Source organism: Ruegeria sp. CDSC045 (assembly GCF_059610725.1).
The window spans coordinates 83313-99570 of the sequence record NZ_JBXWOE010000006.1; the positions used below are offsets into that span (position 1 = coordinate 83313).

13 protein-coding genes are annotated in these 16258 nt (G+C 58.1%); 4 read left to right on the forward strand and 9 right to left on the reverse strand.

Annotation, left to right across the window (positions count from 1 at the left end; genetic code table 11):
- Window positions 1–3: 3 nt before the first annotated feature.
- The 3 genes from AC2FH6_RS12230 (at window position 4) to msrA (ending at window position 1931) form a co-directional block, all read left to right on the forward strand.
- A complete protein-coding gene (locus AC2FH6_RS12230; RefSeq protein WP_282022323.1) occupies window positions 4–882 on the forward strand; it encodes a DMT family transporter in 879 nt (292 codons plus the stop codon).
- A 93-nt stretch (window positions 883–975) separates the two neighbouring features.
- The gene (gene msrB / locus AC2FH6_RS12235) at window positions 976–1425 is read left to right on the forward strand and encodes a peptide-methionine (R)-S-oxide reductase MsrB (RefSeq protein WP_496692641.1); all 450 of its coding nucleotides are present in this window, start codon (window positions 976–978) and stop codon (window positions 1423–1425) included.
- Window positions 1422–1931 (forward strand): peptide-methionine (S)-S-oxide reductase MsrA, encoded by a 510-nt coding sequence (gene msrA / locus AC2FH6_RS12240; protein WP_282022325.1) that lies wholly within the window; start codon window positions 1422–1424, stop codon window positions 1929–1931. Before msrB ends, msrA begins: the two co-directional genes overlap by 4 nt.
- 21 nt (window positions 1932–1952) lie before the next feature.
- Here msrA and AC2FH6_RS12245 read toward each other — a convergent pair whose 3' ends face one another.
- The 8 genes from AC2FH6_RS12245 to AC2FH6_RS12280 form a co-directional block, all read right to left on the reverse strand.
- Entirely contained in the window at window positions 1953–3956 is a 2004-nt protein-coding gene (locus AC2FH6_RS12245) for a hydantoinase/oxoprolinase N-terminal domain-containing protein (RefSeq protein ID WP_496702840.1), read from the reverse strand.
- Between the two features lie 72 nt (window positions 3957–4028).
- Entirely contained in the window at window positions 4029–5066 is a 1038-nt protein-coding gene (gene queG / locus AC2FH6_RS12250) for a tRNA epoxyqueuosine(34) reductase QueG (protein ID WP_496702842.1), read from the reverse strand.
- Window positions 5067–5142: 76 nt separating this feature from the next.
- On the reverse strand, window positions 5143–5808 hold the full coding sequence (gene fzlA, locus AC2FH6_RS12255) for an FtsZ-binding protein FzlA (RefSeq protein ID WP_496702844.1): 666 nt from the start codon (window positions 5806–5808) through the stop codon (window positions 5143–5145).
- 58 nt (window positions 5809–5866) lie between these two features.
- Window positions 5867–6601 (reverse strand): monofunctional biosynthetic peptidoglycan transglycosylase, encoded by a 735-nt coding sequence (gene mtgA / locus AC2FH6_RS12260; RefSeq protein WP_496702846.1) that lies wholly within the window; start codon window positions 6599–6601, stop codon window positions 5867–5869.
- A gap of 39 nt (window positions 6602–6640) precedes the next feature.
- Window positions 6641–7555, reverse strand: coding sequence for a Hint domain-containing protein (locus tag AC2FH6_RS12265; protein WP_496692636.1), 915 nt, complete (start codon window positions 7553–7555; stop codon window positions 6641–6643).
- A gap of 185 nt (window positions 7556–7740) precedes the next feature.
- On the reverse strand, window positions 7741–12273 hold the full coding sequence (gene gltB / locus AC2FH6_RS12270) for a glutamate synthase large subunit (protein WP_496702848.1): 4533 nt from the start codon (window positions 12271–12273) through the stop codon (window positions 7741–7743).
- On the reverse strand, window positions 12270–12704 hold the full coding sequence (locus tag AC2FH6_RS12275; RefSeq protein WP_496702850.1) for a GFA family protein: 435 nt from the start codon (window positions 12702–12704) through the stop codon (window positions 12270–12272). The genes gltB and AC2FH6_RS12275 overlap by 4 nt, the downstream gene beginning before the upstream one ends.
- Window positions 12705–12727: 23 nt before the next feature.
- On the reverse strand, window positions 12728–14161 hold the full coding sequence (locus AC2FH6_RS12280) for an NAD(P)-dependent oxidoreductase (protein ID WP_271951679.1): 1434 nt from the start codon (window positions 14159–14161) through the stop codon (window positions 12728–12730).
- A gap of 230 nt (window positions 14162–14391) precedes the next feature.
- Here AC2FH6_RS12280 and AC2FH6_RS12285 point away from each other — a divergent pair, with 230 nt between their 5' ends.
- Window positions 14392–15195: an undecaprenyl-diphosphate phosphatase gene (locus AC2FH6_RS12285; protein ID WP_142640289.1), complete on the forward strand. Its 804-nt coding sequence runs from the start codon at window positions 14392–14394 to the stop codon at window positions 15193–15195.
- On the opposite strand, the gene AC2FH6_RS12290 is transcribed toward AC2FH6_RS12285, so the two are convergent.
- Window positions 15196–16179 (reverse strand): complex I NDUFA9 subunit family protein, encoded by a 984-nt coding sequence (locus AC2FH6_RS12290; protein WP_496699306.1) that lies wholly within the window; start codon window positions 16177–16179, stop codon window positions 15196–15198.
- Window positions 16180–16258: the final 79 nt, after the last annotated feature.

The following is a 16258-nucleotide window of genomic DNA, read 5'->3' on the forward strand; positions in this document are numbered from 1 at the left end:
GCGATGGATTTTCGCGCAATGGCCATGGGGCTGACATTTGCGTTTATCTGGTCTTCGGCCTTCACCTCGGCCCGGATCATCGTGGCGGACGCATCGCCGTTGTTTTCCCTGGCTCTGCGGTTTCTGATCTCGGGTTTGATTGGCGTCGTGATTGCACGGGCGATTGGCCAAAGCTGGCGGCTGACGCGGTCACAATGGCATGCCACCATCCTGTTCGGGATATGTCAAAATGCCCTTTATTTGGGCCTAAACTTCTATGCGATGCAAACAATCGAGGCCTCTGTTGCCGCCATCATCGCCTCGACCATGCCATTGCTGGTTGCCTTGGCCAGTTGGCTGTTTATGGGCGACAGATTACGGCCAGTTGGAATTGTAGGCCTGTGTGCCGGGTTCGCCGGTGTTGCTCTGATCATGAGCAGTCGGATCGGCGACGGCGTTGATCTGTTCGGCGTCATGCTTTGTGGCATTGGAGCGCTTGCGCTGACATTTGCCACGCTCGCAGTGCGTGGGGCGACATCGGGCGGGAATTTCATGATGGTGGTTGGCTTACAGATGCTGGTCGGATCGGCCATTCTGTTTGTTGCAGCACCGGTATTCGAAACGATTCATATCCACTTGACGGTGCCGCTGGTCCTGGCCTTCACCTATACAACTCTGTTTCCCGGCCTTCTGGCCACGTTCATCTGGTTCCTGCTGCTGGATCGGATCGGCGCAACCCGGGCGGCCACGTTTCACTTTCTCAACCCGGTCTTTGGTGTCACCATCGCCGCGATCTTGTTGGGGGAAAAACTGGGGCCGCTGGATGCGGTCGGGGTGCTGATCACCACTCTGGGCATTCTGGCGGTGCAACTGTCCCGCCAACCCGCTGCAAAACCGGCCTGACCCACACATAAGCGCGAGGAACGCAAAACCCCCTTTGCTTTCCGCCGCCAAACCCCATCTATAATGCGAACCACCAAAGCGACCGGAGGAGCCATGACCCGTTACACCAAATCCCCTGAGGCCATCGCCGCATTGTCGCCCGAGGAATATCACGTCACGCAAAACAGCGGCACCGAACGGCCCGGCACTGGCAAACTGCTGAACAACAAAGAGCCCGGCATCTATGTGGATATCGTCTCGGGTGAACCTCTGTTCGCCTCGGCGCATAAATACGAATCCGGCTGCGGCTGGCCCAGTTTCACCAAACCAATCGTGCATGAGCATGTTGAAGAACTGCGCGATGCCTCGCTGGGCATGATCCGCACCGAGGTGCGCTCGAAACATGGCGACAGCCATTTGGGGCATGTGTTTCCCGACGGCCCGCGCGAACATGGCGGGCTGCGATATTGTATCAACTCAGCCTCATTGCGGTTCGTCCATCGCGATCAGATGGAGGCCGAGGGCTATGGCGAATTCCTGATTCATGTGGAGGAGATCGAATGACCGAACATCGCGCCGTTCTTGCCGGGGGCTGCTTTTGGGGCATGCAGGATCTGATCCGCAAACGCCCGGGCGTTTTCCGCACTCGCGTCGGATATACTGGTGGAGACGTGCCCAACGCCACTTATCGCAACCACGGCACCCATGCCGAGGGAATCGAGATCTTTTACGATCCTACCGTGACCACTTATCGCGATCTGCTTGAGTTTTTCTTTCAGATCCATGACCCGACTACGGTGAACCGGCAAGGGAACGACATGGGGATGAGCTATCGCTCGGCCATTTATTATGTCGATGACGCCCAGAAACAGGTCGCCCTGGACACCATTGCCGATGTGAATGCCAGTGGCATCTGGCCCGGCAAGGTCGTGACCGAGCTGGAACCCGTTGGCGATTTCTGGGAGGCCGAGTCCGAGCATCAGGATTATCTTGAACGCATCCCGAACGGCTATACCTGCCATTTCCCGCGCCCGGATTGGGTTCTGCCCAAACGCGACGCGGCCGAGTAAGGATTAGGCCCGGATCTGGGGCTAGTCAGACGCCACCCGCGGCCTTCCACTGGCCTCGACGGTGATCATTGCCTCAACAAAGACCTCCTGCGCTTCGATACGGGCGGTGCGGATATCCCGGTCGACGATCACTCGGATATCCTCTGCACCGGCTCCGCGCACTTCTCCTTCCGCTTCAGCCCTCAGGATGGATTCCAGCAGCGCCATCGCCTCGTCAGAATCGCTAAAGTCCTGAGGCCCGTCTTCAAGATGCACCCTGTACCGCCCTTCGGATGGCGCCGTGACGGTCCCGGCCCGGCGCAGTGTCAGCCTGCCAACAACCGCTCCAATCGCATTGGCCACGCCCGTGTGTTCCGGCAAAATCATGCGGCATCGCAATCTTTCCCCGACTGCGGGGTAATAGCTGGGGGCCGACGCCCCAAGACCGATCACATCCACATTCAGTGCCGCGTCCAGCGCCACCAAACCGCGATGCCCGGCCAGACCTTTCCGCGTCAAAACATGCCGGGCCAGATCGGGTGCCGGAACGCCGAACTCCTCGGCTTCTTCTGAAAAAGCGGTCTCTAACAAGGTCAAAGAGGTCTGTTCGGTCAACTGATCAACGATCATCTGCGCCAACAGATCCGGTGTTGCAGCCAGCATATCGCCGGTGCCAATCCGTTTTCGCGCCACCAGTTCCAGCGCTTTGCGTGCAGCCTCTGCGTCCCAGGCATCCAAACGGCCCAGAACATGGCTGGCATCCGAAGGTGTCACGCCGGATACCTGAACGATTCCACGATCCACCAAACGAGTAAGTGCGCCTGTCTCCATCCGCGTTTTAAGCAATTCAGACAGCGGCAGGACCTTCTGCCCCAAGCGATCCACCAGGGCGGTTTCCCTTGCCCCCAGACCTTCGGCATGAACACCCGGTACCAGACGTGCGAACCGGGTGTCATGTTCACCCACGGTTGGGGCCCGCAACTGCGCATCCAAGGCCGTGTGAACCTCGTCGGGCGCTTCTGACGCGATCAGAGATACGGGCAAAACACGGCGCGGTCCCAGGAAGATGCCGCCGCCCAGCCCTTCGGTTACAACATGTACCTGACTGTCCCCGCCCAACCCGTGGGTCCGCATGGCGACGGCCTCCACCATGGTGCGAAAGCCGCCAACCCTGGCACCTTCTGGATCAATGGCGGGCTTGCCATCCCGGATCAAGGCGACATCGGTCGTGGTACCTCCGATATCTGATACCAGCGCGTTCTCGGCTCCCGTTAGCCAGCGCGCCCCGACGATCGAGGCCGCAGGGCCGCTCAAAATCGTTTCAATCGGTCGATCCCGCGCCTGTTCGGCGCTCATCAACGCTCCGTCGCCGCGAACCACCATCATTGGCGCTGAAATACCTAGCGTCACAAGCTGATCCTGTGCCCGTCCGATCAAGCGGTCGATCATGCCAATCAACCGTGCATTCAATACCGCTGTCACTGCACGTTTTGGGCCATTCAACTTGGCCGACAGATGGTGCGAACATGTCACCGGCGCACCCGTCCGATCAGAAATAATGCGGGCGACCTCAAGTTCATGCGCCGGGTTTCTGGTGGCGAACTGCCCGGCCACCGCGAACCCGGAGATACCAGAATTAGAGTCTAAAAAGGCCTCAATCGCCTGAACATCCAATGGCCTGGCCTCTGTTCCAGCATGCGTGTGACCGCCCGCCACAACCAAAGCAGGATCCCCTTTCAAAGCATCCCGCAGACCATGCTTTTCCAGATCTCCTTCCCTGAACCCGATATAGACAAGGGCAACCCGGCCACCCTGCCCTTCGACCAGCGCATTCGTGGCCAATGTCGTTGACAGCGACGCCATTGAGATCTGCTCCGGTGACACCTGAGCCTGCGTCAGAACCGCGGAAATCGCCTTGCCGACGCCAATCGCCAGATCAGCTCGTGTTGTCAGAGATTTGGCTGAAGCAATCACCACAGTCTCATCCCGGACCAGCACCGCATCCGTATAGGTTCCGCCTGTATCAACCCCCAAAGCCAGCGCCATCGGGTTCTCCTTCCTGTTCGCTGTGATTGGGTTTAGCGGTTTGCACCGACACGTCCAGCCTGTTTGCGGCACCTAGGAGAGTTGTTTGACCGCCCAGCGCGCGGCATCTGCCACGGCTGAATCCGGATCCTCTGTCAAATCCTGTGCAATCGGTATCAACCCCTGCAGGCCCGAGTTGCCAATGGCGTACAGCACATTTCGCACAAACCGGTCCCGTCCAATCCGCTTAATCGGAGAGCCCGAGAATTTCGTTCGAAATTCCGGATCGTCCAGTCCAGCCAATTCCGCCAGCCGAGGAGCCTTCAGATCCTCACGCGCTGCATAGCGCATGTCACTGGCCTTGACTGCGAATTTGTTCCAGGGGCAGGCGGCAAGGCAATCATCGCAACCATAGATCCGATTGCCGAGTTTCGCGCGCAGGTCATGATCAACCGGACCCTTGTGTTCGATTGTCAGGTAAGAAATGCAGCGCCGCGCGTCCAACTGATAAGGCGCCGGGAATGCGTCTGTCGGACAGGCGGCCAAACAGGCCCGGCAGGATCCACAGTGATCCACCTCTGCTTGATCCGAAGGTAGGTCCAGAGTTGTAAAAACAGACCCTATAAAGGCCCAATTTCCCCAATCGCGACTTACAAGATTGGTGTGCTTACCCTGCCATCCCAACCCCGCAGCATGACCCAAGGCCTTTTCCGGAACCGGGGCGGTATCGACAAAGACCTTCACCTCGCCACCAGCCTCGGCTATCAACCAGCGGGCTAACCTTTTGAGCCGCTTCTTGACCAGGTCGTGATAGTCCTTGTTCTGCGCATAGACTGAGATCGCCCCTTTCTCGGGGTGGTCCAGAATCTCGGTTGGATCATGGTCGGGCGTATAGCTTTCGGCCAACATGATCACTGATTTCGCCTCGGGCCAGAGCGCTGCCGGATCGCCCCGCCAATGGGTCCGCTCGGCCATCCATCCCATCTGCCCGTGATATTCGGCCTGCAGGAACGCCTCCAGCCGGGCGGGCACTTCGGGGACATCCCACGGGCGACAAATGCGACAAGACACAAAGCCCTCGCTCAGCGCCTGTGCCACCAGCCTATCCTTTAAACCCGATCCGCTCTTCATCTGGCCCTAAATACCTTCGGGGGAATCGCGCCCCAAGGCGCGATGGGGGGCAGACTGCCCCCCTTACGTGACCCTATCAGAAATCCAGATCTGCGTAATGGGTGGGCGGCCTGAACCCAGGAACCTGATCCGCCAGAATCGACCGGAAAGCAGGTCGGGATTTGATCTTGGCATACCAGTCTTTAACTGCCTGAGACCGATTCCAATCTACGTCCGAGATATAGTCCAGCGCCGATAGATGCGCCGCAGCCGCAAAATCGGCCAATGTCATCTGATCCCCGGCCAGCCAACGGCGGTGATCCAGCAACCAGGCCATGTAATCCAGATGATACTTGATGGCCTTGGCACCTTGTTTGACATTCTTACTGTCGGGATAGCCCTGACCGGTAACTTTCTTGTTCACGCGCTCATAAACCAGTTTGGATGTCACCTCGTGATGGAACTTGTCATCAAACCAGGATACCAACCGGCGCACTTCATATCGCGCCTCGGGCGTTTTGGGCATCAGCGCAGGATCGGGCCGGGTTTCCTCAATATATTCGCAAATAGCGTTGCTTTCGGACATGATCTTTCCGTCCAGACGCAGAACCGGGACTTTTCCGGCCGGGTTGCGGCGCAGGAAATCGGGATCTTTCTCCCAGTATTTCTCCTCGACCAATTCAACCTCAATCTTCTTTTCCGCCAGTGACAGGCGCACTTTGCGGCAATAGGGGGACAGGGGAACATGAAACAGACGCGCCATGGGCTTCCAATCGAACCAGTGATTACACTCAAGCTTTAGCCTTGCAGGGCCTTGGGTTTCAATCCTCGAAACAATCCGCGCGACCATCTGCGCGAATGGTGGCCGCCCCATCGAGGATCGAGGCAGCCCGTCTGCGTGTGCGGACCGACGGATCCCGAACGGACCTGTTTCTGGGAGAAGGCAGGATTGCGGCAATACGTGCGGCCTGAACTGGCGACAGCTGGGCCGCGGTCACATTGAAGTTGCGCTGGGCTGCGGCCTCAACGCCAAACACACCTTCGCCAGTCTCGGCCACGTTCAAATAGACCTCGAGAATGCGCTGCTTGCTCCAGAAAATCTCGACCACGGGGGTGAGAGATGTCTCAAGCGCCTTACGCACCCAACTGCGCCCCTGCCACAGGAACACATTCTTCACCACTTGCTGCGTGATGGTTGAGGCGCCACGTGTACCGCCTTCCTCCAAAGCATCGCGAATGGCATCGACATCAAACCCCCAGTGCAGGCAGAAATTGGCATCCTCTGCCGCCACCACGGATCGCGCCATGACGGGCGAGATCTGTTCAATCGGCACCCAATCGCGCTGAACCTTGCCCAGCCGCCGCCATTCAGACCAGATCGTATGGGTTACCGGGGGATTCACCACAGAAAAAAGCACCACAAGCCCCACAACAAACGCAACCAGACCCAATACCGCGCGGGTCACCCAGCGGCGAATCCGCGATTGTGTCTGGTTCTTTGCCTTCGACGCTTTACTTTTCTTACTGCTCGATTTGCGCGCTGCTTTCTTTGCCATATTGTTGCTATACGACGCGGCGACGATGTTTGGAACGGATTAAATCGCCAAAGCGCGCGCCTCGCGCGGACGTATCACGGGACGGGCGGTTTCTGGCAGGACCGCGTCGCGGGTCTGCAATTCGGGAAACAGGGCCAGAACTTCAGCCTTTGTCTCGGCGTCAGACTGAGAGAGCGCGTGCCCCGGGTAATAACTTTCGCTTTTGGCCCCATTTGCAATGACGATCTCATGGCGCGAAAAGAGAAGATGAATATAGTCGATCTGACCACCCTCAACACGCGTAACAGAATCCCCGTTGACCAGGCAATGCGCTGCGATCAGCACTTCGGAATAGCCGAACAAATACGGCGCCCGCCAGTCCGAGACCAGCATCCGGTGCTGTGGCGACACGATCAAAGGCTGTTCCAGCCCTAGCACGCCAGCCTCAAACCGGATCGGCGCCAGCTTGCCTTCGGCCTCAACCGTGGTCCGCCCCACCCAAAGCAGCGGCTGCGCACCGTTGTCCGATGTGATGACCATATCGCCGGGCTTCAGATCTTCGATAAGACGCGGGCCATCAGGCGTTTCGATCAGCGTTCCGGGGGTGAAACAGGGCGGGCCAAGATTGCCAACATCTAGCGGCCCCTGCGTGTTGACAAAGGTTGATGAGACAAACGTGCCCGGTTGCAGAACCTGCCCGTCTGTTGGTGTAAAGACACGGGTTCCGTCAGCAAGATAGAAGGTCGTGCCGGTATAGGTGACATTGCCAACGCCGGTCACGTTAATCGTAACAACATCACCCGGCCACGACGAAGTAACATCCTGGCCGTTTACCGTATCCCCGCTGGGCGCGTCGATCTCGCCATCGTCATCCACATCGGTGAGGTTGAATTTATCAACAACTACCGATGTACCGCCCGGTGGCGGATTCGCGGGGTCAAACGAATAAAACTGATCAAGATATGTGGTTGGCATCTAACAGACTCCTACGCGTTCGCACGACTGCAAAGCAGCCTAACCGCAACTTCCGAACAAAAAGTGACGAAATCTAGGCTTATTGGGCCCGTTTCGACAAGGCAAACGACCACCTAGGACCAATAAAAGAAAACCCCACGTGTTTTAAAAGACACGCGGGGTTGCCATTTTCATTAGTCCTCAGATTACTCTGCAGGAACCGCTGTTGCCTCGACCGCCAACGGATGGCTGAGCTTGTTCAGCATCTCTTTCGGGCAGACCTGGATAAAGTTCGCCTTCTCGACCTCCCAGTGCTGCAGGATATCCGCAGCCTTGCGGCTAATGGTTTCGGCCTGGTGGGTTTCGATCAGCGATTTCAGCTGGTCTTCCCAATGGCCAATGGTCACGGGGCATGTCACCAGCGTTTCCATATTCATCAGCGCCTGCGCCTTGCCGTCGGGGTCGTACAGATAAGCCATGCCGCCTGTCATGCCCGCTCCGAAATTGGCGCCGATACTGCCCAGGATCACGGCGACCCCGCCGGTCATGTATTCGCACCCGTTCGAGCCGCAGCCTTCGATCACCACCTTGGCGCCTGAATTGCGCACTGCGAACCGTTCTCCGGCGCGGCCTGCTGCAAACAGATACCCGTCCGTGGCCCCATACAGAACCGTGTTGCCAATGATGGTGTTGTCATCCGCCTTCAGCGGGCTGACCTGCGGTGGACGCACAACAATCATACCACCAGACAAGCCCTTGCCGACATAGTCATTGGCATCACCCGAAACTTCAAGCTTGAGTCCCGGCGCTGCAAACGCCCCCAGCGACTGACCGGCAGAGCCCTGCAGCTTCACGTGCAGGTGATCCGACTGGAACGTGTTCCGCATCCCGAAATTTTGCACGATATGGCTGGAAACCCGCGTCCCAACGGTTCGGTGCGTGTTTTGCACTGCGTAAGACAGCTGCATTTTCTCGCCGTCTTTCAGGAACCGGGCCGCATCGCGCACGATTTCCGCGTCCAGCGTATCGGGCACCGCGTTCCGGTCTCTGTCGCGATTATAGACGATGTTATGGGCACCATCGACGGTGATCAGCAGCGGGTTGAGGTCCAGATCATCCAGATGCGCCGAACCGCGGCTGACCTGCGCCAGCAGATCGGCCCGACCGATGATGTCGTCAATCGACCGCGCACCGAGGTTGGCCAGCAGCTCGCGCACTTCTTGCGCGTAGAAGGTGATCAGGTTGACGACCTTATCCGCGTTACCGGTGAATTTGGCGCGCAGGCTTTCGTCCTGAGTACACACGCCAACTGGGCAAGTGTTGGACTGGCACTGACGCACCATGATACAGCCCATCGCAATAAGGGCGGCGGTGCCTATACCGTATTCCTCGGCCCCCATCATCGCGGCCATGACGATGTCACGACCGGTACGCAAGCCGCCATCGGTTCGCAGGGTCACGCGATCCCGCAGGTTGTTCATCGCCAAAACCTGATGCGCCTCGGTCAGGCCCATCTCCCACGGCAGACCGGCGTATTTGATGCTGGTCGCGGGCGAAGCGCCGGTGCCGCCATTGTGACCTGAAATAAGGATAATGTCCGCTTTTGCCTTGGCTACACCTGCAGCAATCGTGCCAACACCCGAGGACGCCACCAGCTTGACCGTCACCTTACAGCGCGGGTTGATCTGTTTCAGATCATAGATCAACTGCGCCAGATCCTCGATCGAATAGATATCGTGGTGCGGCGGCGGTGAGATCAGTGTTACACCCTTGGTCGAATGGCGCAGGCGCGCAATCAGGTCGGTGACCTTCATGCCAGGCAACTGCCCGCCCTCACCGGGTTTGGCACCCTGGGCAACCTTGATTTCCAGCTCTTCGCACTGGTTCAGGTATTCGGCGGTTACACCGAACCGGCCCGAAGCCACCTGTTTGATCTTGGCCGAGGGGTTGTCACCATTGGGTTCCGGCACGAAATGCGCCGGATCTTCGCCGCCCTCGCCGCTGTCGGATTTCGCCCCGATCCGGTTCATCGCAACGTTCAGCGTCTTGTGCGCCTCGGGCGACAGCGCCCCCAGCGACATGCCCGGCGTCACGAACCGTTTGCGGATCGAGGTGATAGATTCCACCTCTTCAATCGGGATCGGCTTGCTCAGCGGTTTGAAATCCATCAGGTCGCGCAGATGGATCGGCGGGTTCGATTGCATCTTGGCCGAATACTGCTTCCACAGCTCATACGACGCTTTGTTGCAGGCCATCTGCAGCATATGCATCGAGGTCGCTTCCCACGCATGGGTTTCGCCCGACTTCCGCGCCTTATAGAAACCACCGATCGGCAGAACATCCAGACCGCTTTCCCAGCCCTTGGCATGGATCTCTTCGGCCTTGGACTGAATACCCGTAACACCGATGCCGGAAATCCGGCTGGTCATACCGGGAAAAAACTCGGCGACCATGGCACGGCTGAGGCCCACGGCCTCAAAGTTCAATCCGCCACGATAGGATGAGATCACCGAAATCCCCATCTTGGCCATGATTTTCAGCAAGCCCTGGTCAATCGCCTCGCGGTACCGCGCGACATTTTCGGTCAGGCTGCCATCCAGCAACCCGCGATCAATACGATCGGCCAGAGAATCTTCGGCCAGATAGGCGTTGACTACAGTGGCCCCGCACCCGATCAGAACGGCGAAGTAATGCGGATCAACGCATTCCGCCGACCGCACGTTCAGCGAGCAGAAGGTGCGCAGACCCTTGCGGGTCAGATGCGAATGCACCGCGCTTGTTGCCAGGATCATTGGCATCGCCACGCGACCCTGACCTGAATTCATATCGGACAACACCAAATGCCCCGCGCCCGAGCGCACGGCCTCTTCGGCTTCGGCTCTAATACGGGCCAAAGCTGCGCCCAGCGCCCCTTGTCCGGCTTCAAAGCTACAGTCAATTTCTGCCAATGGGGCATTGAAGTTTTCTGCCAGTGCTTCCCATTGGGAATTGCCCACAAACGGGCTTTCCAGCACGATAATTTCGGTCTGGCTGCTGTCTTCATCCAGCACGTTTTTCAGGTTTCCGAACCGGGTTTTCAGCGACATCACACGATATTCGCGCAACGAGTCGATGGGAGGATTGGTCACCTGGCTGAAGTTCTGGCGGAAGAAATGGCTGAGCGGACGGTACTGTTTCGACAGAACAGCCGATGGCGTGTCATCGCCCATTGAAGCCAGTGCCTCTTTTCCATCTTCGGCCATTGGCGCCAGAATCTGCTCCAGTTCCTCGATCGAATATCCGGCGGCGATCTGACGCTTGCGCAGCTCCTCGCCCGCATAGATCGGCGCTTCGGTGATTCCAGCCAGAGACTCGTCCAAATCGTTGATCTTGCCGACCCAATCGCCGAATGGCAGTGCGCGGGCCAGCTTGTTCTTGATCTGCGTATCGCGATACAGCTTGCCCTTTTTCATATCCACGGCCAGCATTTGGCCCGGGCCCAACGCGCCCTTTTCGGTCACGCTGGCCTCATCAATCGGGACCATCCCGGCCTCGGAGCCTGCAATTACAAGACCATCTCCAGTGACCACATAACGCATCGGACGCAATCCATTCCGGTCAAGACCGGCACAGACCCAGCGGCCATCGGTCATGGCCAACGCGGCAGGGCCATCCCAGGGCTCCATCACCGAGTTGCAGTAAGAATACATGTCGCGCCAGGCCTGCGGCAGTTCCACCGCCTGCTTGGACCAGCTTTCGGGCACCAGCATGGTTTTCGCCATCGGGGCCGAGCGGCCTGCGCGTACAAGAACTTCGAATACAGAGTCTAATGCGGCAGAATCCGACGATCCACCAGCGATGATCGGTTTGATATCCTCGGCGTAATCGCCAAAGGTGCCGCTGGCCATGCGGATTTCATGGCTTTTCATCCAGTTGACGTTGCCCCTGAGGGTGTTGATCTCACCGTTATGGGCCAACATGCGGAAGGGCTGGGCGAGCCACCATTGCGGGAAGGTGTTGGTCGAATAGCGCTGGTGATAGATGGCGAAGGCGGATTCGAACCGTTCATCCATCAGATCGGGGTAGAAAACCGCGACCTGCTCGGCCAGCATCATGCCTTTGTAGATGATCGAACGACACGACAGCGAAGCCAGATACAGCCCGGAAATCCCGGCCGCTGCGGCAGCCTTTTCAATGCGGCGACGGATGACATAGAGCTCACGCTCGAATGTCTCTTCGTCCACGCCTTTGGAATTCGAGATCAGGATTTGCTCAATCTCGGGCCGGGTCGCGTTGGCCTTTTCGCCGAGGCAGGTGACATCAACCGGAACGTGGCGCCAGCCATAGATATAATAACCCATGCGCAGCACTTCGGATTCCACGATGGTCCGGCACTGTTCCTGCGCACCGAAATCGGTGCGGGGCAGAAAGACCTGTCCAACCGCGATCAGCTGATCCAATTTGGGCTCGTGCCCGGTGCGACGGATCTGGTCATAGAAGAAAGGAACCGGGATCTGCACATGGATACCCGCGCCGTCGCCGGTCTTGCCATCCGCATCTACCGCGCCGCGGTGCCAGATCGCCTTGAGCGCGGCGATGCCAGCATCCACAACCTTGCGTGACGGCTTGCCATCGACTGAGACCACAAGACCCACACCGCAGGACGAATGCTCTTCTTCCTCGGAATAGAGACCGTTTTCGGCCATGAACTGACGTTTGGCTTCTTCGGCCCGTACCCAATCGGCATCATATTTGGTCATTGGCTGTCTCCTTCTTCCGGCAGGCCGTACATGGCTTCGACCTCAGCTTTGGTCATCTGCCGACGCTCGCCTGCGAACGCGTACCCGTCGGGTTTTTTGTCGATATAAAGTTCCAGTTGCAGCGGGTTGTCCGTGTCGTCGAACAGGCCTGCTGCCATTTGGGTATGGCCGTGCATCTGACCTGGCAGGGTAATCCGGTACCAAAGCGCCGATCCGCAATCGGCACAAAACGCGCGTTCCGCCCAGTCCGAGGACGTAAAGGTCTTAACCGGCCCAAGGGCCGCATACCCCTCTTGCGCGGGAAACGTTATCAGCATCGAGCTAGTCCAGCGGCGACACTGGTCGCAATGGCACGCGCCCAACGACTCTTTCGCCGGGGTGGCAGTCACTGTGACCGCGCCGCACATACATTGGCCTTGCAATTCGGGCATCTCTGTCCCTCCTGTCGCGGGGCTTATTCGGCTGCAACCGCAGCCGTGTTGTTGAAACGGTCAAGGATCGCGTCGGCGCAGTCGCGCCCATCGCGGATCGCCCAGACCACCAGCGAGGCACCGCGCACGATGTCACCGATGGCATAGACCCCGTCCATCTCGGTCTCGCCGGTCTCGAATGCTGCTTTTACAGTGCCCCAGCGGGTCACGGGCAGGTCAGGCTGGCCAAACAGGGTGGGCAGGTCTTCGGGCTCGAACCCCAGCGCCTTGATCACCAGATCAGCGTCTTCGACATAATCCGCGCCTTCGATCAACTCGGGGGCCTGACGGCCGGTGGCATCGGGCTGACCCAGACGCATCTTCTGGACCATAACGCCGGAAACCTGATCATCGCCGGTAAAGCCCTTTGGCGCGCTTAGCCATTCGAATACGACGCCTTCTTCCTCGGCATTCTGCGTTTCGCGCTGCGATCCGGGCATGTTCGCGCGGTCGCGGCGATACAGGCATTTGACCGAGGTCGCACCCTGACGGATCGAAGTCCGCACGCAATCCATCGCGGTATCACCGCCACCGATCACGACAACTTTTTTGCCTTCGGCATTCAAACGGCCATTGTCGAAATCTTCGACCTCGTCGCCAAAGCTTTTGCGGTTCGAGGCTGTCAGGAAGTCGATGGCCTTTTCAATACCCGTCAAACCGCTGCCAGGCATGGACAGGTCACGCGACTTGTAAACGCCGGTTGCGATGATAATCGCATCATGTTTGGAACGGATTTCCGCGAATTTGGCGGCGTCCACGTCGCAATTCAGAACAAACTCAACCCCGCCATCAGCCAACAGGTCATTGCGGCGCTGAACAACGTCTTTTTCCAGCTTAAAACCCGGAATTCCATACATCAGCAGTCCGCCTGCCCGGTCATGGCGATCATACACGGAGACCTGAATACCCGCACGGCGCAGCATGTCCGCCGCTGCCAGTCCACCAGGGCCGCCGCCGATGATGCCGACGCTTTCGCGGCGCTCAGCACCCGGTACGACCGGCTTGACCCACCCCTTTTCCCAGGCTGTGTCGGTGATATATTTCTCGATCGAGCCAATGGTAACAGTGCCGTGCCCAGATTGTTCGATCACGCAATTCCCTTCGCACAGGCGGTCCTGTGGGCAGATGCGCCCACAAATCTCGGGGAAGGTGTTGGTGGCCTGACTGGTGTGATAGGCCTCCTCCAGACGGCCCGTTGCGGTCAGGTTCAGCCAGTCGGGGATGTTGTTGTGCAGCGGGCAATGCGACTGACAATAAGGCACACCGCATTGGCTGCAGCGGCTGGCCTGTTCTTCAGCTTTGGCAGCAGCGAATTCGGCATAGATTTCGTCAAAGTCTTCCGTGCGGGCATCTGCGGCCCGTTTTTCCGGCATTACTCGGTCGATCTGCACAAATTTCAGCATCGGTTGCTTGGCCACGGGTCAGACTCCATGAATTGGCTTGGTCGCGCCTCTTTAAAAGATGCGTAGGGGGATTAAAAGTCAAGTGTACTGACCTTTTTTCAAAAACTTTGCGGGATTCCACCGATGACCAGTGAGAAATACAGGATTTTAGTTCCGATTCGGACCTATTTGCATCCTTTTCTTTTCCTTACCGCGCTTATACGCAGGGATCACAAAGAACACGTGACGGCAGCACGGGCAGGTAAATGAGTCTTTTTCAGTTGATTCTTGCAGCAGTCATTCAGGGAATTACCGAATTTCTGCCGATCTCATCTTCGGGTCATCTGATACTTTTACCCAGCCTGACCGGTATGGACGATCAGGGGTTGGCCATCGATGTCGCTGTGCATGTGGGCACTCTGGGCGCCGTAATTCTGTATTTCTGGTCTGATGTGAAAATGGCGATTTCCGGACTGCCGCAGGCTCTTTTGGGGCGCACCGATACACCACAAGCCCGATTGGCCCTGGGGCTGATTCTGGCCACGATCCCAACCGTCATTGTCGGAGCGATCCTGTTCAAAACCGGGCTCAGCCAGTCTCTGCGCTCAATGACGGTCATCGGCTGGACGATGCTGGGGTTCGGCATATTGCTCTACTGGATGGACCAGAAAGGGCCGCAAAGCAAAGAAACCTCTGACTGGGGCCTGCGCGATGCGATGATCATGGGCCTGTGGCAAGTTCTGGCACTGATCCCCGGAACATCCCGGTCCGGGATCACGATCACCGGGGCGCGCCAGCTTGGATACAGCCGCGAAGACGGCGCACGCATCGCGATGTTGATGTCCATACCCACGATTCTGGCATCCGGAGCGCTGCTGTCCACAGAGGTCATCCGCCAGGCAAATGCCCAACTGGCGTTCGACAGTGCTGTTGCTGCCTTCTTTGCGTTTCTGTCCGCGCTGCTTGCCTTGTCGCTGATGATGCGCCTGTTGCGCAGCGTCAGCTTTACGCCATACGTGATCTACCGCGTAGTAGTGGGCGCAATCCTTCTGGTCATCGCCTACAGCTGATCAGGTCCGCATATTGCTGGCCGAGTTCTGTATGTCATCATACTGACCCGAGGGGCGGAACTTCCACAGATAATCCGGCAGGACCGATTCCAGCGTCGCCGGCTCGATCCCCAGATCGGCAAAGCCAAGCGCGCTATCCGAAGCAACATTGTCGTGACGCAGATTCTTGAGTTGATCACGCGTCAAGATATTGTTCGGAAACAACTGAAAGCTCGCAAATTTCATTATGTCCAGCATTCCCGCCATGATCCGGGCCACCCAAAAGGGAATCCCAAGGATAATCCGGTGACGGTTGATCACATCCAGCATCTGCAGCATCAACGCACGGAAGGTTTTCACTTCGGGTCCGCCCAGTTCGTAGACACCCCCGCTGGCCTGCCCCAGCACGCCCTGCACCGCAGCCTTAGCGACATCATCCACATAGACCGGCTGAAATTGCGTCTGGGCCCCGACCAGCGGCAGAAATGGCCCCATCCGGGTCATCGCAGCGAAACGGTTGAAGAACTGATCCTCGGTTCCGAAAATCACCGAAGGGCGCAGGATCATTGCACCCGGCATATGCGCCAGAACACCGGCCTCGCCCTGCGCTTTGGTACGAGAGTATTCGCTCCCCGCCTCGGCATCAGCACCAATGGCCGAGATATGGACCATACGGGTTACACCTTCAGCGGCTGCTAGACGCGCAATGCGTTCAGCCCCTTCGGTTTGAACGGTATCGAATTCATTCCGGCCAATCTCGTTCAACACACCAACACAGTTCACCACCGCATCAGCCCCCCGCATCGCCAAAGCAACCGAAGCGTCATCGCGGATGTTACACAGGACAGGTTCGACCTGCCCCACCGCACCGTAGGGTCTAACAAACATCGCTTCGTTCGGACGGCGCACCGCAACCCGAACGCGCCAGCCTTCATTCGCCAGACGTCGCGCAATATACCGGCCGACAAATCCGGATCCGCCATAAATCGTGACCAGTTTGGACATTTGAGGGCTCCTGCTATTGGGTCCTGATCCGATCTACCGCCCAATGCCCTTTCAAACAAGGCGCAATAACGCCGCGCAG